The sequence below is a fragment of the Peptostreptococcus canis genome (genome assembly GCF_014229965.1).
GTDB classification, from domain to species: Bacteria; Bacillota; Clostridia; order Peptostreptococcales; family Peptostreptococcaceae; genus Peptostreptococcus; species Peptostreptococcus canis.
On record NZ_JABGBW010000002.1, the window covers coordinates 467,746 to 488,122 of the forward strand.

Consider the following 20,377-nt stretch of genomic DNA (forward strand, 5'->3'; position numbering starts at 1 on the left):
TTTATATTTACATATTTACATATTTACATATTTACATATTTACATATTTACATATTTACATATTTACAATATTATAATTATTTATATAATATCTACTTTTATTCCGCTTTCAATAAATGCAGATTTAATTCTATTTATCTGATCAAAATCAACTGTTTCTATTGTTGCCTCAACCATCTGTTTCTTTGTAAATCTACCTGAAGCCAATTTATCCTGAGTAATGTTTAGTATATTTGCACCATTTTCAGCTATTATACTTACAAGTTTAGCTAATGATCCGGGTACATCAGGTAATTCAGCTACAATACTTATTCTTCTTCCTTGTTTCTTAAGTGCAACACTCATTATTCTATAAAGAGTATTTATATCTATATTACCACCTGAAACCACACAAACTACCTTTTCATCTTTTTTTGGAACATATTTGCCTGATAGCAATGCAGCAGTACTTACTGCTCCGGCACCTTCGGATACCAATTTCTGATTTTCAAGCATAAATAAAATTGCTTCCGCTATTTCTTCTTCAGTCACTGTAATTATTTCATCGACATTTTTAGAAATAATATCAAAAGTTAAATCTCCCGGTGTTTTAACTGCTATACCATCTGCAATTGTGACATCATTAAAAGCAGAAGTTACTTTTCCATTTTCAAAAGAAGCTTTCATTGATGGTATATTACAAGTTTGAACACCTATTATTTTTATATTTGGATTTAATCCCTTTAATGCAGTCGCAATACCAGCTATAATACCACCGCCACCTATTGGTACTATTACTGTATCGACCTCTCCATTTCTCTGTTCAAAAATTTCAAGACCTATAGTTCCCTGACCTGCTATAACAAATTTATCATTAAATGGATCTAAAAAAGTAGCTCCTGTTTGAGCTTGAATTTCTATTGCCTTATCATGTGCATCATCATATACGTTTCCGTGTAACACGACTTCCGCACCATAGCTCTTAGTTGCAGCAACCTTTGATACCGGTGCATTTGCCGGCATACAAATAGTAGCTTTTATACCTGCATTTCTAGCACCCAATGCAACCCCCTGAGCATGATTCCCTGCACTTGATGCGATAACTCCATGTGCTTTTTCTTCTTCCGTTAAACTTGCTATCTTGTTGCAAGCTCCCCTTATCTTAAATGAGCCTGTCCTCTGAAGATTTTCACATTTATAAAATACCTTTGCCCCTGTCTGTTCAGAAAGTCTAACATTTTCCAGCATGTCAGTTCTAAGAACTACATCTTTTATAACCTCCTGAGCCTTTTTAATATCATTCAATGTAACCTGATCCATCATTATACCTCCATAATAAATCTCTATTGGAAAACCCCAATCTTTTCTACCAAAATTCCCATATATCATTATATCCTTATTTCAAATAAGATTCAATACTTTTATTATAATCTTTAAATACGTAATACCATTACTTTATATACTTTTTTCAGCATTTCATTTAACTATTTAATTATATTCTTATTAGTATATTTTTTTATTTAACTTGCTTTTTTTGTTTTTTTAATACAAAACCCCCCTATAAAAAACCAGCATAAATATACTCATTTTTCTAATAAAACTTCTTCTTTTCCATAGTCTCTTAACATCATATTAAGGTGTCAAGCTTATAAATTAAGGATAGAGGAAAAATTTTAATAATCAAATTTCTTCTCTATCCTACATAAAAAACTTACTTTTCAAATATTATTAAATTATTATCTGGCACTTCTCTTTGTGACAAATTTCTTTGTTTTGTCTCTTTTATTTTTTGCAACAGCCTGTTCATGTCCTGGGAATACTATCTTAGGTGATTCTAAATTTTTTCTATACACAGTAAATTTTGAGCCAATAGCCTGAACGAACTCACATCTTAATTTCTCACATATATACTGTGCTGTTTCTTTAGAATCTAATCCTGCATTTTCCAAAATACTTATTTTTACTAATTCTCTGGCTCTCAACATATCATCTAAAGAATTTAAAAAATCTTCACTGACACCTTCTTTGCCGATTTGTGTTATTGGCTTTATATTATTTGCCAAAGATTTTAAATATGATCTTTGTTTTCCTTTTAACATATATATTCCTTTCTAAAAATTAATTGGTTATTTTAATGGTAGAATTCAAATTCCAATTCATAAATTTTTACCGTATCACCATCTTCAATTCCCATTTCTCTTAATTTATCAAATACACCTTTTGTTTCCATCTGTTTCTGGAAGAACTGAAGTGACTCCATATCATCAAAATTTACAGAGTACATTATTCTTCTAAGTTCTTTACCTGTAACTACATAAACTCCATTTTCATCAACTTCTACATTTAGGCCTTCCTCTTCTGTATCATCAAGTTCAGGTCTATAGATTTCATCTTCAGACACTAATTCAATATCATCAGACTCAGCAAGTATTTGACTTACTCTATCTATCACAGCATCTACTCCGTCTCTCGTAACTGCAGACATCTTAAACACTTCGTATCCTCTTTCCTCCATAGTCGATTTAAATTTCTCATAAATACTTTTATCATACAGAAGATCTGCCTTATTAGCAACTACTATCTGAGGTCTTGTAGCCAGTTTTTCATTATATAATTTTAATTCCTCATTTATTTTATCAAAATCCTCAACTGCATCTCTGCCCTCAACTCCGGAAATATCTACAATATGAATAAGCACTTTAGTTCTCTCAACATGTCTTAAAAAATCATGTCCCAGTCCTACACCATCAGCCGCCCCTTCTATTATTCCCGGGATATCAGCCATCACAAAACTATCTCCATGCCTTGTTTGAACAACTCCCAAATTAGGTGTAAGTGTAGTAAAATGATAATTGGCTATCTTCGGCTTTGCAGAAGTGACAACTGATAAAAAAGTTGATTTACCTACATTAGGAAATCCTAACAATCCAACATCCGCTATCATCTTTAATTCAAGTAATACCCAACGCTCTTCCCCGTCTGTTCCTGATTTTGCAAATGCGGGTGCCTGTCTAACTGCATTTGCGAAATGTTGGTTTCCTTTTCCGCCATAACCACCTTTTGCAATTACAACTCTATCACCGGCATTTTTTAAATCGGCTATAACTAATCCACTTTTTTCATCTCTTATTATAGTCCCTTCCGGTACTTTTAAAAGCAAATCTTCTCCATTTTTGCCGGCTCTTCTCTTTTTTGAACCATCTTCTCCATTTGGAGCAGAATATTTCTTTTTATACTTAAAATCCATCAAAGTTCTAAGTCCACTATCTGCTTCAACAATGATACTTGCTCCTCTGCCACCGTCTCCGCCATCTGGGCCACCTGCAGGAACATACTTTTCCCTTCTAAAAGAAACTGCTCCGTTACCACCGTTACCCGCTTTGACAAAAATCCTAGCTTTATCTACAAACATAGCTTCTCCTTTCTTCATTAATATATTTAAAAAAGAGCTATCAAATAGATAGCTCTGTAGTTTGCATTATTCAGCGATTTCTACTGGATATATACTAACTTTCTTTCTCTTCTTGTCTAATCTTTCAAATTTGACTTTACCGTCAACAAGTGCGAATAGAGTATCATCTCCACCCTTACCAACATTTGTTCCAGGATGAATTTTAGTTCCTCTCTGTCTAACTATTATAGAACCGGCACTTACTAACTGACCATCAAATCTCTTAACACCAAGTCTTTTAGAAATAGAATCTCTACCATTCTTAGAAGAACCTACCCCTTTTTTAGATGCAAGAAGCTGTAAATTCATTTTCAACATCTGGAGTCACCCCCTACTTTTCAAATATTTTTATATTTATTGGATATTCTTTACTTATTTCCACCAGTGCAAGTCTTAAATGTTGAAGCAACAACTGAGATTTATCTATATCGCATTTATTTACAAAACAATAAATATGTCCCTCTTTTGCAACAATCTTATCGAACTTCACTTTTTGTAGACTATCTAACGAGTTAATTACTGCCAGTGCATTACTGGTAACAGCCGAACAAACTATATCGTATCCAATCTCGTCATAATCTGCATGACCTTTTAACTCAAAGCCTTTAATCTTAAAATCTTCATTAAAATAAAATGTTACTTTAATCATGATAATTAAGCATTAATCTTTTCAACTACTAACTTAGTATATAGCTGACGATGACCGTTCTTTCTTCTATAGTCTTTCTTTGGCTTATACTTATAAACGATAATCTTCTTATCTTTACCCTGTTCTAATACTTTAACCTGAACAGATGCGCCTTCAACTACAGGAGTTCCTAACTTAAGTTCACCGTTATTTACTGCTAATACTTCATCTAAAGTAACAACATCACCTTCGTTAGCCTCTAGCTTTTCAACGAAAAGAACATCACCTTCAGAAACCTTATACTGCTTTCCTCCAGTCTTTACTATAGCGTACATATATACACCTCCTTGTTCTCAAACTCGCCGGATCAGGTACTCAAATTATTGAGATTTTATGCCAAGCACTGCTATTGCGTGCAGCTACCTCTACCGTGCGGCAATTACCATACTATTATACATAATAATTACGTATTCGTCAATATTTTTTATTTTATTTCTACTGCTTTTATTTTTTTTGTCTCTACTACTGCTGTCCTTTCAATTTTTTTAGGTAATTGTATCTGTGCAGCAAGAACTGCAATTACCATTATAATACAACCTGCTATTTCTCTTGATGTAAGTGTCTCCCCTAGTAATAACACTCCCGCAACTACTGATACACCTGATTCCATACTCATAATTAAAGAAGATATTGTAGGTGATAAATTCTTCTGGGCAACAATTTGAAGTGTAAAACCAACTCCACTTGACAATAATCCTGTATAAAGTATAGCCACTGCAGCCGCTTGTAATCCAAGTAAAGTTAGATTTTCCAATCCCAGCATTGCAATTAAAGACAGTGTTCCGGATGTAATAAACTGAACCATAGAAAGTTTAAGAGCATCTGCTTTTGGTGCAAATAAATCTATCACTATTATCTGAAGCCCAAAACAAATGGCAGACAAAAATACCAAAAAATCTCCTCTTTCAATGACAAAACCTTCCTTAATGGATAAAAGATACAAACCAACTGCAGCAAGTGCAACACAAATCCACATTTTTAAATTGGTCTTTCTTCCATAAAATATTCCCATTACAGGAACCATTACTATATACATAGTAGTTATAAATCCTGCTTTTGAGGCAGTTGTACTTACCATACCAACCTGCTGAGTGCTCATTGCTAAAAATAGAGCTAGACCTGCAAGTAATCCGCCAATAATAAGAGATTTATCTTTAAATCCTTTATTGCCTTCTACTTCTTCATAGTATCCTTGCTCTACTAACTTTTTTCTTCTTTTTCCGGCTATTCTATTTATTATAAATAAAAAAGCCAAACATATTATACATCTAAAAAAGTTAAATGCGAATGGTCCAATGTGATCCATTCCTGTACGTTGAAATACAAATGCTACCCCCCATATAATAGATGTAAGCATTAATAAACCAGCACTTTTTGTCTCTTGTTTTTTCTTCTGATTCATAATAAACTCCTCACTTTCACCATAATAATTACAAATAATAATATAAATCATACTAAAAAGGGCATCGCATAAGCAATAACCCTTTATAATCATATTCATTCAAGATATTCTTTTCATAAAACTAAGATTTAAGTAGAAATATTCTAAAAAAACAAACATAAAATGAACATCTATTTAATTATCATCTCTACAAACATATCCTACCATATTATTATCCCAATATCAACACTTTAATCAAATTTTATTTAAATAATTTTAAAATATTTATTTACTTATTTCAAATCATTATTTGACTACTATATTGACTAATTTAGAAGGTACAGATATCACCTTTACAATACTTTTTCCTTCAATAAATTCCTTTATTTTTGCATCATTAAGTGCAGCCTCTTTCATACCTTCCTGGTCTATATCAGATGGGACCATTATTTTATTTCTTAACTTTCCATTTACTTGAACAATTAATTCTACTTCATCAAGTATCAATGCTTTTTCGTCATACTTAGGCCATGATATATCAAAAACACTTCCTTTCTTACCTATCATTTCCCAAAGTTCTTCTCCAAGATGAGGTGCAAATGGAGAAACTATAACTACTACTGTCTCAATTGCCTCTTTAATCACGGCTTCGTTTCTATCGTCCATTTCTTTATACTTATAAATATCATTGATTAATTCCATTAATGCTGCTATAGCCGTATTAAAACCAAATTTTGTACTCAAATCATCAGTGACTTTTTTAAGAATAGAATGAACCTTTGCTCTCATCTCCTTATCCTCTTTAGTCAATTTTCCAAATTGGAGATTTTTATGAGCTATTTCGGATAATTCATCAACTAATCTATAAACTCTATTTAAAAATTTGAAACAACCTTCAACACCTTTATCCGACCAATCCAGATCTCTTTCCGGAGGTGCTGCAAATAATATAAATAATCTTGCAGTATCAGCACCATATTCATCAATTATTTCCATAGGAGACACTGTATTTCCTTTGGATTTTGACATTTTACTTCCATTCATCAGAACCATACCTTGAGTTAATAGGTTTTTAAATGGCTCTACATGATTGGTCCATCCTAGTTTGTTAAATGCTTTCATAAACCATCTGGCATATAATAAATGAAGAATAGCATGTTCAACACCACCTATATACTGATCTACAGGAAGCCAGTTGTTTACAAGTTCTGTATTAAAGGCTTCGTCAAAGTTGTTACTGTCAACATATCTCATAAAATACCATGATGAATCCACAAAAGTATCAATTGTATCGACTTCTCTTCTTGCCGACTTACCGCATTTAGGACAACTACATTCATTAAAACTTTCAGAAGTAGTCAGAGGTGATTCGCCTTTACCGGTAAATTCAACATCTGTAGGCAATAACACAGGTAAATCAGATTCTTTTACAGGAACAATTCCACAATCATCACAATATACTACCGGTATAGGACATCCCCAATATCTCTGTCTGGAAATCAGCCAGTCTCTCAACCTGAAATTTACTGTTTTCTTACCTTTTCCCATATTCTCTAACTTCTCAATTATAGAATTAAAGGCTTCGTCTTTATTCATACCATTAAATTCAGATGAATTTATCATAATGTCATCTTCGTCTATAACAGGTATTATCTCCAAACCATATTTTTTTGCAAAATCCTCATCTCTCTCATCATGAGCGGGAACCCCCATAACGGCACCGGTACCGTAGTCAGCAAGTACATAATTTGCAATCCAAATAGGCATTTCTTTTCCGGTTAAAGGATTATTTACAGTTCTACCTATAAATTCTCCTTCTTTCTCCAAATCCGCTGCTTCCCTTTCAATAGCTGTCATAGTGTACATTTTAGCCAAAAAATTATCCAATACTTCCTCATACTCTGTACCTTCAACAAGTTCTCTCGCCAGTTCGGATTCCGGTGCTAATACCATAAAAGTACTTCCAAATATAGTATCCGGCCTTGTCGTATAAACCGTAATTTCCTTGTCCATATTATTTACTTTAAATGTGACATTTGCACCATGGCTCTTTCCAATCCAATTTTTCTGCATTAGCCTGACTTTTTCAGGCCAACCTTCTAATTCATCTAAATCTTTTAAAAGTTCTTCAGAAAATTCAGTAGTCTTAAAATACCATTGTTCCAATTCCTTTTTAACGACTATTGTTGAACATCTTTCACACTCTCCCTGCACTACTTGTTCATTTGCAAGAACCGTCTCACAAGATGGACACCAGTTCACATATGAATTTTTCTTATATGCAAGTCCGGCTTTTAAAAATTCAAGAAATATTTTTTGTGTCCACTTATAGTATTCCGGTGTGGAAGTAGCTATCTCTTTGTCCCAATCATAGCTAAGCCCTAACATCTTTAATTGTTCTTTCATTTCTTCTATATTTGACATAGTCCATTTATGCGGATGTATTCCGTGCTTTATTGCCGCATTTTCAGCCGGCAAACCAAATGAATCCCATCCCATTGGATGAAGAACATTATATCCCTCCATCTTTTTAAATCTTGCCACAACATCCCCTATTGAATAGTTTCTCACATGTCCCATATGGATTTTGCCTGACGGATAAGGAAACATTTCCAAACAATAGTATTTAGGCTTACTCATATCAGCCGTGTCCATTTTATACTGATTTTTTTCGTCCCATATTCTCTGCCATTTTTTTTCAATTTTTCCAAACTCATATGTACTCATAATAGCCTCCTATAAAAAATAATCTAATAATTCCTATACAAAAACATAATTTTAAATTTCTGTATTAAAAAACCTCATCTCTAAACATTAATGTTTAGGGACGAGGTATAAATCTCGCGGTACCACCCTAATTAGCCTTTCAGCTCTCTCGGATAAGTCTCTAAACCAACTACGGTATGTGGCATTTACTCGACAAGTTCAATATGCTGAAAATACTATCCTCACAGAAACGATAGCTCTCTGAAAATCCACACATATTTACTACTTCGATCACACAAGTTATTCTAAACTAAACTTCCTATTTATAATTACTTATGTTACCATATATACAAATATTATGTCAATACATACATATTCTTATATATAAATATTCTAGAACAGATAAAAATTTATTAAAAATAAAATTTAAATTTCTACTCTCATTGATTCAGCATCTACTATTTCAAGTTTTTCCATATCAATATACGGAGCATCTTTCCATAATTTTTCTAAATTATAGAATCCTCTATTTTCTTCATCAAAAATATGAACCATTATATCGCCATAATCAAGCAATATCCAACTTTGAGTATCTTTCCCTTCCTTGCCCCTAGGCTCAATACCTACTTCTGTAAGAGCATCTTCAACACTATCAGCAATAGCTTTGACCTGTCTGCTTGATGAACCGGAAGCAATTATAAAATAATCACAAAGACTTGAAACTTTTCCTATGTTTAAAATAGCAATATCCTCCCCCAATTTATCATTAATTGCATCATATATTTTTTTTACCATATTTTCAACTGATATGCTGTTTCCCTTAATATTCATATAAAACCTTCCTCACTTTTTATATTTTATGCTGTTTTCATCTTTTATATCGATTTATTAGCATTTTTTATTTTTTTTAAATAATAATTTCTAGATTCTACCGTTCTTAGATGTAGAAGCGACTTTTTCTTTAAAACTTGTGATATTGTATTATCTATTGATTTTACAATCGCTTCATCTAAAAATCCGCCATAAGCCAGCTCTCTTAGTTCTTCAACACCTGGATAATCTCTGCCAATTTCTATTAAATCTGCTATATAGACTACTTTTTCCAATAAACTCATGTTTGGCTTAGCAGTAGTATGATATCTAATTGCACTTAAAATTTCCTCATCCTTTATCCCAAATTCATATTTGGCAATATATGTCCCTAATACACTATGAGACAGTGCTGTGCTATTTTTTTCCATTTCATCGAGAATAATATTGTATTTTTCACAATAACCAGGAACATCAGCAAGTTTCACATATTTAGCTGTATCGTGTAAAATCCCGGCAATTTCTGCCTTTTCAGGATCACATCCGTATATTTCTGACAATCTTACAGCTGCCTTTGCCACATTTAAAGAATGTATTTTCCTTTTTTCCGGTAGATATTCACTTAACTTCTCAATCATCTCAGATTTTTTCATCTACCTCAATACACCTCCATACAAATCATACATTTTAATGTACTCTTCAACCCTGCCGGGAACCAAATATTTTATACTTCTTTTCCCTTTAACTCTCGATCTTATATATGTTGACGATATTTCAAGAGAAGGAACATATACTATATCTATATCCGCCTTATACAGTTCTCTATAGCGTTCAACATTTTCTTGAGTTTCGAGCATTCCTATACCCGGTCTAATAGCACCTATAACCTTTGCCAATTTAAAGTTCTCCTCAAAATCCTTCCATGTTTCCATCTGATTTATTGCATCTGATCCCGTTATAAAATACAGATCTTCATTTTTATATGTCTTTGATATATACCTAAGTGTATCAATTGTATAATTTTGACCACGATCTGAAAAAATTTCATAATCTGAAACAAAAAAATCATCATTTTTTAATGTAGATAAAACCACCATATTATATCTATGTTTCTTATCAAGAACATTTTTTTTATGTGGCGGATCTCCTGTTGGAATAAATACCACTTTATCCAGATTGTATTTATCTCTTATAAATTCTGCCGTTGCCAAATGAGCATTATGAATAGGATTGAATGTCCCTCCCATAATCCCAAGCTTCATTTTTTCACTTGAATCTATAAAGGAATTAATTTTTTCGAGATTTCTCCTATGAGAAATCTCCAATCTCTCATCTAATAACATTTAAATTTTTCCCTTCAAAAATATGCTATTTCTATTATAACATAATTACTATGCTTTAAATAGCTATTATGATTTTTTCCCTTACTCACCCCCCAATACCTTTTCTATTGCATACATAATGACTTCATATTCAAAACCTTTATATATTAAGTATTGGTACAATTTATTTTTTATATTTTTTTCGTCCTTTCCTTTTATTCTTCCTATCCTTTTATTTGCGAGAAATACCGCATTTTCTTTTTCCATTTCGTTATCTACATTCGACAAAGCATTTTCAATGTTTTCAGAATTAATTCCTTTTATATATAAATTTTGTTTTATTCTGTTCCTGCCTACTCTTTTAAAATTCTGATCATTATAAACTATTCTCTCTGCAAATCTTTCATCATTTATAAACGAATGTTTTTTTAGAAATTTTACAACACTATCTACTATCTCTTCATCAAATTCACGTGATAATTTTTCTCTAACTCTCTTTTCTGATTTTTCCGCTCTAGATAAGCCATCTAAAGCTTTTATCTTGGCCTTTTCATAATCATCCGATTTTATTATATCGGCTAGTTTTTCTTTATCAATTTCACTTCCTTTTGACAAATTGTATTTATATACCAATTCTGCATAAAGAGAAATTAAATATTCACCATCTACATATAAATTCACTCTATTCTTATTTTTTTTTTGAAATTCAATTCCTGTTATTTGAGACAAATTATCACACCCTTTCTTTATTAAAATTATATCATATTAAATATTATATCATCATTTTTTAAATGGTTGTTTTCATTTATTATAGAATATACTTAGATATATGTAAATTCTTTATTGATATATAGAAAATATTTCAAATTTGTATTGCAGGTTAGATTTATATGATATACTTAGATAGAAAAAGTAATATTTAATTAAATTAATAATATATTTTTCAATGGAAAGAAGGTGAAATGGTGTTAAATCTTATTATCGTGGGCAGTGGTGGAAATGTTCCATCCCCAAATAGATTTTGTTCCTGTGCATTCTTAAATTACAAAGGAAAGAAAATACTGATAGATTGTGGAGAAGGAACTCAAATTTCTATGAAAAAAATCGGATGCGGCTTTAAAGGAATTGATTTAATACTTATTACTCACTTACATGGGGATCATATAAATGGTCTGCTAGGTCTACTTTCAACTATGGGAAACGCAGAAAAAAGAACACCTCTTACAATAGTTGGACCTGTTGGAATAAAAAAAGTTATATCTGCAATGATGATAATTTGGGAAGGACTTCCGTATGAACTTAGAGTAATAGAAAATCCATATGGAAAATTTTCACTTATAGACGATATTTTTAAAGAAATTGAAATAGAAACTATAAACCTTGAGCATTCAATTGAATGCATCGGATATAATTTGTATTTTAAAAGAAATAGAATATTCGATATGAATAAAGCCATGTCCAATAATGTTCCAAAATACTTATGGAATCATCTTCAAATGGGTAAAACATATCATATAGAAAGTCAAACTTTTACTCCGGATATGGTTCTTGGAAATGAAAGAAAGGGAATAAAACTTAGCTTTATCACTGATACCAGACCAATTAAAACTATACCGGATTTTATATATGAAAGTGATCTATTTATATGTGAAGCAATGTATGGAGATGAAATAGACATCTCAAAAGCTGTAAAAAATAAGCATATGACTTTTAGAGAGGCAGCCACCCTTGCCAGAAGTGGTAGTGTAAAAAAGTTATTACTAACACACTTTTCTCCATCAATAGATAATCCAAATATTTTTCTACATAATGCCACGTCAATATTTAAAAATACTTTAATAGCTTATGATGGATTTTCTTTAAATATCCCTTATCAAGATTAAAAACTTGTTAAGGGATATTTTTAGCTTTTCTCAAAAACTAATGAAAAAAGTTAGAAAATATGCTATTATATGAATAATCAGAAAATTCTTTTTAATCCGATTTATTCGGGTTTTATTAATTTTTAGAGATTGTTAGTTTTATGGCAAAATCTTACTAATTTATTTGTTTTTAAGGGGGAAAGTAATATGAGTAGATTATATATTAATACACCTGATACTGCTCAAGTAGTAGTAGAAGGATTATATAAAGATATAGAAAGAAGAATTATATCCAGTCCTCCCGGAATCTGTCCGGTTGAGGCTTCATTAGCATTTTTAAAACTCTGTCACGCACAAACTTGTGGAAAATGTGTTCCTTGTAGAGTTGGTTTAGGAAAACTTCAGGAATTAATGGAAGAAGTGTTGGATGGAATCGCCAGCGAAAAGACATTAGAATTAATTGAAAATACGGCTAGAATAATAATTGATACAGCTGACTGTGCAATTGGTTCAGAAGCAGCTCTTATGATACTAAAAGGTGTTTTAGGCTTTAGAGACGACTATATATCTCATATTAAAAAACTTAAATGCTCTATGGATAGAAATATTTCCGTTCCTTGTGTTACTCTCTGTCCTGCTGGCGTTGATATTCCTGGATATATCGCACTTATTGGCGAGGGCAGGTATGCGGATGCAATTAGACTTATAAGAAAAGATAATCCTTTTCCAACTGCTTGTGCATTAGTTTGTGAACATCCTTGTGAAGCCAGATGTAGAAGAACACTTATAGACGCACCTTTAAATATAAGAGGAATGAAAAAATATGCATGCGATCATGCTGGAATAGTACCACCTCCGCCATGTGAAAAAAACACCGGCAAAACTATCGCCATTGTTGGAGGCGGTCCAAGTGGATTAAGTGCGGCATATTATTTATCGCTAATGGGACATAATGTGTCAATTTATGAAGAGAAAGATAAATTGGGTGGAATGCTTAGATATGGAATACCCAATTATAGACTTCCAAGAGAAAGACTTCAAGAAGATATAGATGCCATACTTGCAACTGGTGTAGAAGTGCATACCAATATGCAGATTGGAAAAGACATAAAAGTAGAAGATCTTGCTGATAAATATGATGCCATATATATTGCAATTGGTGCACATGATGATAAAAAACTAGGAGTTGAAGGAGAACATTCAACTGGTGTAATGTCTTCTGTTGAGATGCTGAAAAAAATAGGTGATGAAAATTATCCTGATTTTACAGACAAAAAAGTTGTTGTCATCGGTGGTGGTAATGTTGCTATGGATGTTGCAAGAACAACAGTCAGATGTAATGCAAAAAAAGTAACTATAGCATACAGAAGAAGACAGGATGATATGACTTGCCTTATAGAGGAACTTGAGGGAGCGATTGCAGAGGGTTGTATATTACAAACACAAATGGCACCAATAGAAATCGAATTTAATGATAACAACGAAACTACTGCCTTATGGGTTCAACCTCAAATTTTAGGTGAGATGGATAAATCTAATAGACCTAGACCTAAAGACGCAAAAGAAGAACCTGTCAGAATTGAATGCGATTATATTATAGTTGCTATAGGTCAAAACATAGAGTCAAAACATTTTAGAGAATTCGGCATGCCTGTAAAAAGAGGTATTATAGAAGCCCTTAATTCAAGCGAAGTGGAAAACATACCCGGCGTGTTTGCAGGAGGTGATTGTGTGACAGGGCCTGCTACTGTTATAAAAGCAATAGGTGCCGGTAAAGTCGCAGCAGCAAATATAGATGAATATTTAGGATTTAATCACTTAATAAGCGTAGATATAGAACTTCCTAGGATACGTTGGGATGATAGGAAGCCTTGTGCTAGATCAAATATGAAAGAAGTTCCGGCGGATGAAAGAAAAAGTAACTTTAAAGAAATTGAAATGGGACTTACTGAAGGAGAAGCAATACAAGAGGCTTCAAGATGCCTTAGATGTGATCATTTCGGTTGGGGAAATTTTAGAGGAGGTAGAACATCAATATGGTAAAATTAACTATAGATAATCAATTAATAGAAGTTGCAAAAGGAACTAAAATTATAGATGCAGCAAAATCCGCGGGAATAAATATTCCCAATCTATGTTTTCTAAGAGATTTAAACGAAATTGGGGCATGTAGAATATGTGTTGTGGAGGTGGATGGCAAAGAAGCACTTCTTACATCCTGTAATAATACCGTAGAAGAAGGTATGGTAATTCATACAAATAGCCCTAAAGTTAGAAACTCTAGAAGAGCAAACATACAACTCATTTTATCACAACACGATTTTAGATGTGCTACTTGTGTAAGAAGTGGAAATTGCTCTTTACAAGAAATGGCAAATAATTTAAATGTAATTGATATGAATTACAAAGTTGAATATGATAACAGAAAATGGAACCCAACCTCCCCTCTTCAAAAAGATTTCTCTAAATGTATAAAATGCATGAGATGCATACAAATATGTGATAAAATTCAAAGTCTTGGGATATGGGATATAGTAAATAGTGGATATAGAACTACTGTCGATGTTTCTTGGAATAGAACAATAGAACAATCTGACTGCTCACTTTGTGGTCAATGTATTACTCACTGTCCCGTAGGTGCTTTAACAGTCAGAAATGACACCGAAAAAGTATATGATGCTCTTGAAAATCCTGATTTAATTACAGTTGTTCAAGTCGCTCCTGCTGTAAGAACTGCCTGGGCAGAATTTTTGGATGTAGATGAAAAATTAGACACTCAAAATATGATGGTAGCAGCACTTAAAAAAATCGGTTTTGACTATGTTTTTGATACAAACTTTAGTGCTGATCTAACTATTATGGAAGAGGCCAATGAATTTTTGGATATATTTTCAAAAGGTGGAATGAAATATCCTTTATTCACATCATGTTGTCCAGCCTGGGTAAGATTTATGAAATCCCAATACCCCGAACTGGTAAAATACCTATCTACATCAAAATCTCCTCAACAAATGTTTGGTGCAATAGCAAAATCATATTATGCCGATCTTCTTGAAGTCAGTCCGGACAAAATTTTCTGTATATCAATAATGCCATGTTCAGCTAAAAAGCATGAAGCTGGCATACCTAGCATAAATGATAGCGGGGCTGATAGGGATGTAGATGTAGTAATAACGACTAGAGAACTAGAAAAAATGATTAAATCGGAAAATCTTGATTTTTCAATGCTAAAAGAAGAATCCTTTGATAATCCTCTTGGCATAGGAAGTGGTGCCGGAGCAATATTTGGAACTACCGGCGGTGTAATGGAAGCTGCATTAAGATCATCATACTATTTTGTCACAGGTAAAAATCCTGAACCTGATTCTTTCAAATCAGTTCGAGGTCAGGATGGCTGGAGAGAATCAAAATTTTCAATAGATGGAAATCAAGTACGTGTAGCAGTAGCCAGTGGTCTTGGAAATGCAAGAAATCTAATAGAAGCTTTAATAAAAGGAGAAGTAAAATACGATTTTGTAGAAATAATGGCCTGTCCGGGTGGATGTTCCGGTGGTGGCGGACAACCAATAAAAGACGGTCAAGAATTGGCATATATTAGAGGTCAGAAGCTATATGACTTAGATAAAAAAATGTATTTGAGGTACTCACATGAAAATCCATCTATTCAAAAATTATATAATGACTATTTGGAAAAACCCAATTCTGAATTAGCTCATAAACTACTTCATACAGATCATGAAGATTGGGATATAGCCCTATCTCCTAAAATCACTATGATGTTTGATGAAAACTACTATGATGAATATTAAATTACTATACACTTTTAACTTTCAACATTACTAAAACAGACAAAAATATTAATGTGAAATATTAAATATACAACTTTGTTTTTTTAAAATTAATGAATAGAGTACTCCTCTAACTAATAATATATTTCAAAATAAAAAAGGCTGACACAAAAAATTTATATTTTTACAATTAATTAAATAAAGGAAAAACTTATTTCCAATCAATTTTATATTTGTAAAAGGCAAATTCTAGGTTTCTGTGTCAGCCTTTTTTGATATATTAAATTTAAAATATTATCTATAAGTCTATACTATTTAAAAATTTCATTTGATTCATTTAGTATATTTTTATATTTTATCTTTATTTGATATTTCTTAGCTAATTTTTCCATTTTTTTTCGATCAAAATCAAAAACTTGATGTCTTTCCGCTTCAAAGTTCAAATTATACTCCTTTTTTCCTCTATGAAAACGCTCATAAATTATCTCACGCTCTACTATATCTATAAAATTTTTAGGAGATGTCGATCTATGTACCAGATTCCTAAAGAAATATGATTCCAAGCGTCCATTTTTTCTCATTCTGGATATTTCCATCAACCCTAACTTTGTAAAACCATGTACGATTGTTCTTCTTCCTTCAATTTCAAAACCAGACTTCAATTCACTAATAATTTTTGCTTTATTATAGTCTCCTTTCATATCTATAAAGTCCACTATAATAATACCACCTATATCCCTTTTAATAATCTGATCTACAATTTCGCCAGCTGCTTCCATATTTACCTTAAAAATTCCGCTTTCATAATTACTATGATCCGTAAATCTTCCAGAATTAACATCTATAACTGTCATGGCTTCTGTATTATCAATCATCAAACTTCCACCACAATCTAATGATACATTTCTGGCTATATATCTTCTCATACTATAATTAATTCCATATATCTCAAATACATCCGCATTTTCTTCACGATATATCTTTTCCAAAAATCCGGGATTAATATCTCTTACTATTTTTCTTATTTCTGAATCAAACTTTTCACTATCTTTATCTTCATAGTATACAGAATAAATTATGCTCTCTACTTTGTCATTTAAATTATCTTTTATATACTCAAATATTTGACTATTAGGTTTATATATACAACCTTCACCTTTCATTGAATTATATTTTTCGCATATTTCTCTATATTTTTTCTTTAGATAATTTACTTCTTCAAGCAACTCTTCTTCTGTACAACCTTGTGCATTTGTTCTAACTATAAACCCAAGATCATCTTTTGAAATATTTCGCATTATTTTATGCAGTCTTTCTTTTTCTCTAGTATCATTTATTTTGCTGGAAAAAGTCAATCTTGTATTAGATGGTATATATACCAGATACGTTCCCCGAATACTTATCTCATCATTTAATTTAGACTTTTTTAATCCAAGTTCCTCTTTTGATACTTGTACCATAACGCTTTCACCTTGGATGTATTTGTTATTTTTATCGATTTTTAAATACCCGATACATCCTCCCCCCAGGTCTACATAAACAGAATTCATAGTACTATAAACTGTCTTTACTTTCCCCTTGAAAATCATATTGACTTTTTCTTTATTATCATCTTCCTCTTCAATAATTATCTTTTCAATTTCTTCTTCATCTAATACTACTAATTTTTTAGAACTAACGAAATTTTCTAAAATATACTTTTTCATATTTCCTCCTTCACATTCCTACATTGGCGATTCAAATTTACCTTCAATATAGAAATAAAGATCGTTTCTTTTGATATCAACATCCAAATGATCGATTTTCAAATTCAAAAATTCAAGCAACTTCGGTATAAATACGTTGGTATTCAAATTTTGCTTTGAGCCGGTTGCTAGCATACCTCCTATCCTTAGATTATCAGAATCTACTCCGATAACATTTAAATCAATTATTAGCGGTCTGATATTTAGCTCTACAATTTTGCCTTTTTTATTTTTCTTACTTACTAATATTTCGTCCATATTGATAATCTCAGATATTTTACCATTAATGAATTCAAAATCATTTTTATTAATATTAGGTATTATAAATTCATATTTACCATATTCAATATTAGCAGCAAGTGATTTCTCTCCACCTTGCAACTGTATACATTTTACAAATTCCATTCCGTCCGGAAGTTCACTGTTTATCCTTTTAATCAATTCATCTGGAGAAATATCATCTTCAATTTCTATATCTACATATTCTCCAAAACTTTCAATACCCAATGCAAGAGCGTTTCCATAACTCATTTTTGGATGAGGATTGAATCCCTGCGAAAAAGTTAATTCTATACCTGCTCTTCTGAAAACTCTTTGAAATAATCTCTGCACATCTAAATGTGATATATAGATCATGTCGCCGTATTTTGTAAATTTTATTCTCATGACTTTTGACATTAACATAGCCCCCTTCCAATATCACTGGAATTTATTCCACAACCTCTACATCCATGTCTACAATCATCTGTTGTCTTATCAACCTTTGCCAGTTCATTTTCTCTAATTAAAAATTCCTTACTGACACCTACATCGATATGATCCCAAGGGAATATTTCTTCGTAATTTCTATTTCTATGTGCATAAAAACCCGGATCGAGATTAAATTTTGCCATTGCATCCATCCATCTCTCTAAATTAAAATGCTCTGACCATCCGTCAAACTTGGCACCATTTTTAAACGCTTCATATAGCACATCTGATAATCGCCTATCCCCTCGTGCAAATATAGCTTCCAATAAGCTTGTTTTAGAATCATGATAGTTATATTTTATATTCCCATTTCTAAGTTTTCCCACAAGATATCTTTGTTTATCCCTGATTTCTTCCTGAGTATCCTGACCATGCCATTGAAAAGGAGTAAATGGTTTGGGTACAAAAGTAGATGTACTCACTGTGACACCGAATTTTCCTCTAATTTTGCCACCGTGAACATCCCTATATATATCTATAACTTCATAAGCCAAATCTCTGATTCCGTCCAAATCTTCATATTGTTCTGTCGGAAGTCCTATCATAAAATATAGTTTCACACTATTCCAACCCATTTGAAATGCCTTACTCACAGCGTTTCTCAAATCCTCTTCAGTTACTCCCTTATTAATCACATCTCTCATTCTTTGAGTTCCTGCTTCCGGTGCAAATGTAAGACCCGTTTTTCTTACTTGTTGTATTTTTTCTGCGATTTCCATCGAAAAATTATCCAATCTCAAGGATGGAAGTGATACCCCTATATTTTGGGGTGCATACTCATTTACCAGGTAATCTGTGATTTCGTCTATCTTAGAATAATCACTTGTACTTAAAGACGAAAGGGAAATTTCATCATACCCTGTACTTTTCAACATTTTATCGACAATCTCTTTCAATCGTTCAATTGATTTTTCCCTAATCGGCCTATATATCATTCCAGCCTGACAAAATCTACAACCTCTGGTACATCCTCTAAATAACTCCAATACCACTCTATCATGCACTGTTTCTATATATGGAACAATTATTTTTTCCGGATATTCCACCTGATCCATATCCCTTATTATCCTCTTTCTAGGTTTATCAGGGGCAATATCATTAAGCTTATTCAGTTTTTTTATTGTACCATCTTCATTGTATTCAAATTCATAAAATGAAGGAATATACACCCCTTCTATTACCGCTATTTTTTCAAGAAAATCTTTTCTTGTTTTGCCGTTTTCATATGGACTTGTACTAATCCACTCTTTATATGCCCTTACTACTTCTCTATTTAGTTCTTCTCCCTCTCCCAAAACTACTATATCCACAAAATCTGCAAGTGGTTCAACATTATATGTACATGATCCCCCTACCATTATAAATGGATCCTTATTTTTCCTATCTTTAGCATAAAGTGGTATTTTTGCCAAATCCATCATATTTAACACATTTGTATAGCACATTTCATAGGACAAGGAAAATACTACAAAGTCAAAATTCGTAATAACCTCTCTGGATTCTAATGCAAAAAGAGGCACATTATTTTCCCTCATTTTTTCTTCCATATCAATTCCCGGAGCATAAACTCTTTCACAAAACACACCTTCTTCAAGATTCATGGAATTATACAATATATGACTTCCCAAATGACTCATCCCCACTTCATATATATCAGGAAAACAATGAGCATATCTAATTAATCCCTTAACATCCGTCTCTTTGTGTATAGTATTTAATTCGTTTCCAAGATATCTTGCCGGTTTCTCAACTTTTTTGAGAATATTTTTTATATCTACCTTCTTCAAAAGATTCACCTCAATTTTATATTATCAGTAATTAATATAAATTTTTACCAAATATTGCATATAAACAATAAATTATTATATTTTTTTTGCTTACAAAATAACTGTGTA

18 protein-coding genes are annotated in these 20,377 nt (G+C 32.0%); 3 read left to right on the forward strand and 15 right to left on the reverse strand.

Translation table 11 applies throughout. The features are described 5' to 3' along the window. Window positions 1-81 precede the first annotated feature (81 nt). The 12 genes from ilvA to recX form a co-directional block, all read right to left on the reverse strand. Window positions 82-1,299: a threonine ammonia-lyase gene (gene ilvA / locus HLB29_RS05110; RefSeq protein ID WP_185624068.1), complete on the reverse strand. Its 1,218-nt coding sequence runs from the start codon at window positions 1,297-1,299 to the stop codon at window positions 82-84. Window positions 1,300-1,715: 416 nt separating this feature from the next. Further along, window positions 1,716-2,078, reverse strand: a complete 363-nt coding sequence (locus HLB29_RS05115) for a YhbY family RNA-binding protein (RefSeq protein ID WP_185624069.1) — start codon at window positions 2,076-2,078, stop codon at window positions 1,716-1,718. A gap of 32 nt (window positions 2,079-2,110) precedes the next feature. Then, the gene (gene obgE / locus HLB29_RS05120; protein ID WP_185624070.1) at window positions 2,111-3,391 is read right to left on the reverse strand and encodes a GTPase ObgE; all 1,281 of its coding nucleotides are present in this window, start codon (window positions 3,389-3,391) and stop codon (window positions 2,111-2,113) included. A 66-nt stretch (window positions 3,392-3,457) separates the two neighbouring features. Next, window positions 3,458-3,748 carry a 50S ribosomal protein L27 gene (gene rpmA / locus HLB29_RS05125; protein WP_185624071.1) on the reverse strand — a complete coding sequence of 97 codons (291 nt, stop codon included), beginning with the start codon at window positions 3,746-3,748 and terminating at the stop codon, window positions 3,458-3,460. A 13-nt stretch (window positions 3,749-3,761) separates the two neighbouring features. Next, a complete protein-coding gene (locus HLB29_RS05130; protein ID WP_185624072.1) occupies window positions 3,762-4,079 on the reverse strand; it encodes a ribosomal-processing cysteine protease Prp in 318 nt (105 codons plus the stop codon). A 5-nt stretch (window positions 4,080-4,084) separates the two neighbouring features. Continuing rightward, window positions 4,085-4,393, reverse strand: a complete 309-nt coding sequence (gene rplU, locus HLB29_RS05135) for a 50S ribosomal protein L21 (protein ID WP_185624073.1) — start codon at window positions 4,391-4,393, stop codon at window positions 4,085-4,087. A 149-nt stretch (window positions 4,394-4,542) separates the two neighbouring features. After that, entirely contained in the window at window positions 4,543-5,520 is a 978-nt protein-coding gene (locus tag HLB29_RS05140; protein WP_185624074.1) for a DMT family transporter, read from the reverse strand. Window positions 5,521-5,805: 285 nt separating this feature from the next. Then, on the reverse strand, window positions 5,806-8,226 hold the full coding sequence (gene leuS / locus HLB29_RS05145) for a leucine--tRNA ligase (protein WP_185624075.1): 2,421 nt from the start codon (window positions 8,224-8,226) through the stop codon (window positions 5,806-5,808). A 405-nt stretch (window positions 8,227-8,631) separates the two neighbouring features. Then, window positions 8,632-9,015, reverse strand: a complete 384-nt coding sequence (rsfS, locus tag HLB29_RS05150) for a ribosome silencing factor (protein ID WP_185624141.1) — start codon at window positions 9,013-9,015, stop codon at window positions 8,632-8,634. Window positions 9,016-9,080: 65 nt separating this feature from the next. After that, on the reverse strand, window positions 9,081-9,668 hold the full coding sequence (yqeK, locus tag HLB29_RS05155; protein WP_185624076.1) for a bis(5'-nucleosyl)-tetraphosphatase (symmetrical) YqeK: 588 nt from the start codon (window positions 9,666-9,668) through the stop codon (window positions 9,081-9,083). Further along, a complete protein-coding gene (gene nadD, locus HLB29_RS05160) occupies window positions 9,669-10,358 on the reverse strand; it encodes a nicotinate-nucleotide adenylyltransferase (RefSeq protein ID WP_185624077.1) in 690 nt (229 codons plus the stop codon). Window positions 10,359-10,439: 81 nt separating this feature from the next. Continuing rightward, window positions 10,440-11,066, reverse strand: coding sequence for a recombination regulator RecX (gene recX / locus HLB29_RS05165; protein ID WP_185624078.1), 627 nt, complete (start codon window positions 11,064-11,066; stop codon window positions 10,440-10,442). A 236-nt stretch (window positions 11,067-11,302) separates the two neighbouring features. On the opposite strand from recX, the gene HLB29_RS05170 reads away from it, so the two are divergent. The 3 genes from HLB29_RS05170 to HLB29_RS05180 all read left to right on the forward strand — a co-directional run bounded on the left by HLB29_RS05170 (window position 11,303) and on the right by HLB29_RS05180 (window position 16,008). Beyond that, on the forward strand, window positions 11,303-12,220 hold the full coding sequence (locus HLB29_RS05170; protein WP_185624142.1) for a ribonuclease Z: 918 nt from the start codon (window positions 11,303-11,305) through the stop codon (window positions 12,218-12,220). Window positions 12,221-12,406: 186 nt separating this feature from the next. Further along, window positions 12,407-14,242, forward strand: a complete 1,836-nt coding sequence (locus tag HLB29_RS05175) for an NAD(P)-binding protein (protein WP_185624079.1) — start codon at window positions 12,407-12,409, stop codon at window positions 14,240-14,242. Continuing rightward, window positions 14,236-16,008 (forward strand): [FeFe] hydrogenase, group A, encoded by a 1,773-nt coding sequence (locus HLB29_RS05180; protein ID WP_185624080.1) that lies wholly within the window; start codon window positions 14,236-14,238, stop codon window positions 16,006-16,008. The genes HLB29_RS05175 and HLB29_RS05180 overlap by 7 nt, the downstream gene beginning before the upstream one ends. A gap of 290 nt (window positions 16,009-16,298) precedes the next feature. Here HLB29_RS05180 and HLB29_RS05185 read toward each other — a convergent pair whose 3' ends face one another. From HLB29_RS05185 to HLB29_RS05195, 3 genes are read right to left on the reverse strand one after another with little or no spacing between them, the layout of a single operon-like run. Next, window positions 16,299-17,693, reverse strand: coding sequence for a ribonuclease E/G (locus HLB29_RS05185; RefSeq protein WP_185624081.1), 1,395 nt, complete (start codon window positions 17,691-17,693; stop codon window positions 16,299-16,301). An 18-nt stretch (window positions 17,694-17,711) separates the two neighbouring features. Further along, window positions 17,712-18,410: a TIGR03936 family radical SAM-associated protein gene (locus HLB29_RS05190; protein ID WP_185624082.1), complete on the reverse strand. Its 699-nt coding sequence runs from the start codon at window positions 18,408-18,410 to the stop codon at window positions 17,712-17,714. Then, a complete protein-coding gene (locus HLB29_RS05195; protein WP_185624083.1) occupies window positions 18,410-20,269 on the reverse strand; it encodes a TIGR03960 family B12-binding radical SAM protein in 1,860 nt (619 codons plus the stop codon). The genes HLB29_RS05190 and HLB29_RS05195 overlap by 1 nt, the downstream gene beginning before the upstream one ends. Window positions 20,270-20,377: the final 108 nt, after the last annotated feature.

Excerpts from the sequence above, each read along its gene's own strand:
- HLB29_RS05190 (WP_185624082.1), bottom strand. The coding sequence starts at position 18,410 with ATGTCAAAAGTCATGAGAATAAAATTTACAAAATACGGCGACATGATC.
- yqeK (WP_185624076.1), bottom strand. The coding sequence starts at position 9,668 with ATGAAAAAATCTGAGATGATTGAGAAGTTAAGTGAATATCTACCGGAA.
- HLB29_RS05140 (WP_185624074.1), bottom strand. The coding sequence starts at position 5,520 with ATGAATCAGAAGAAAAAACAAGAGACAAAAAGTGCTGGTTTATTAATG.
- HLB29_RS05175 (WP_185624079.1), top strand. The coding sequence starts at position 12,407 with ATGAGTAGATTATATATTAATACACCTGATACTGCTCAAGTAGTAGTA.
- nadD (WP_185624077.1), bottom strand. The coding sequence starts at position 10,358 with ATGTTATTAGATGAGAGATTGGAGATTTCTCATAGGAGAAATCTCGAA.
- rpmA (WP_185624071.1), bottom strand. The coding sequence starts at position 3,748 with ATGTTGAAAATGAATTTACAGCTTCTTGCATCTAAAAAAGGGGTAGGT.
- ilvA (WP_185624068.1), bottom strand. The coding sequence starts at position 1,299 with ATGGATCAGGTTACATTGAATGATATTAAAAAGGCTCAGGAGGTTATA.
- rplU (WP_185624073.1), bottom strand. The coding sequence starts at position 4,393 with ATGTACGCTATAGTAAAGACTGGAGGAAAGCAGTATAAGGTTTCTGAA.
- HLB29_RS05130 (WP_185624072.1), bottom strand. The coding sequence starts at position 4,079 with ATGATTAAAGTAACATTTTATTTTAATGAAGATTTTAAGATTAAAGGC.
- HLB29_RS05180 (WP_185624080.1), top strand. The coding sequence starts at position 14,236 with ATGGTAAAATTAACTATAGATAATCAATTAATAGAAGTTGCAAAAGGA.
- leuS (WP_185624075.1), bottom strand. The coding sequence starts at position 8,226 with ATGAGTACATATGAGTTTGGAAAAATTGAAAAAAAATGGCAGAGAATA.
- HLB29_RS05185 (WP_185624081.1), bottom strand. The coding sequence starts at position 17,693 with ATGAAAAAGTATATTTTAGAAAATTTCGTTAGTTCTAAAAAATTAGTA.
- HLB29_RS05115 (WP_185624069.1), bottom strand. The coding sequence starts at position 2,078 with ATGTTAAAAGGAAAACAAAGATCATATTTAAAATCTTTGGCAAATAAT.
- obgE (WP_185624070.1), bottom strand. The coding sequence starts at position 3,391 with ATGTTTGTAGATAAAGCTAGGATTTTTGTCAAAGCGGGTAACGGTGGT.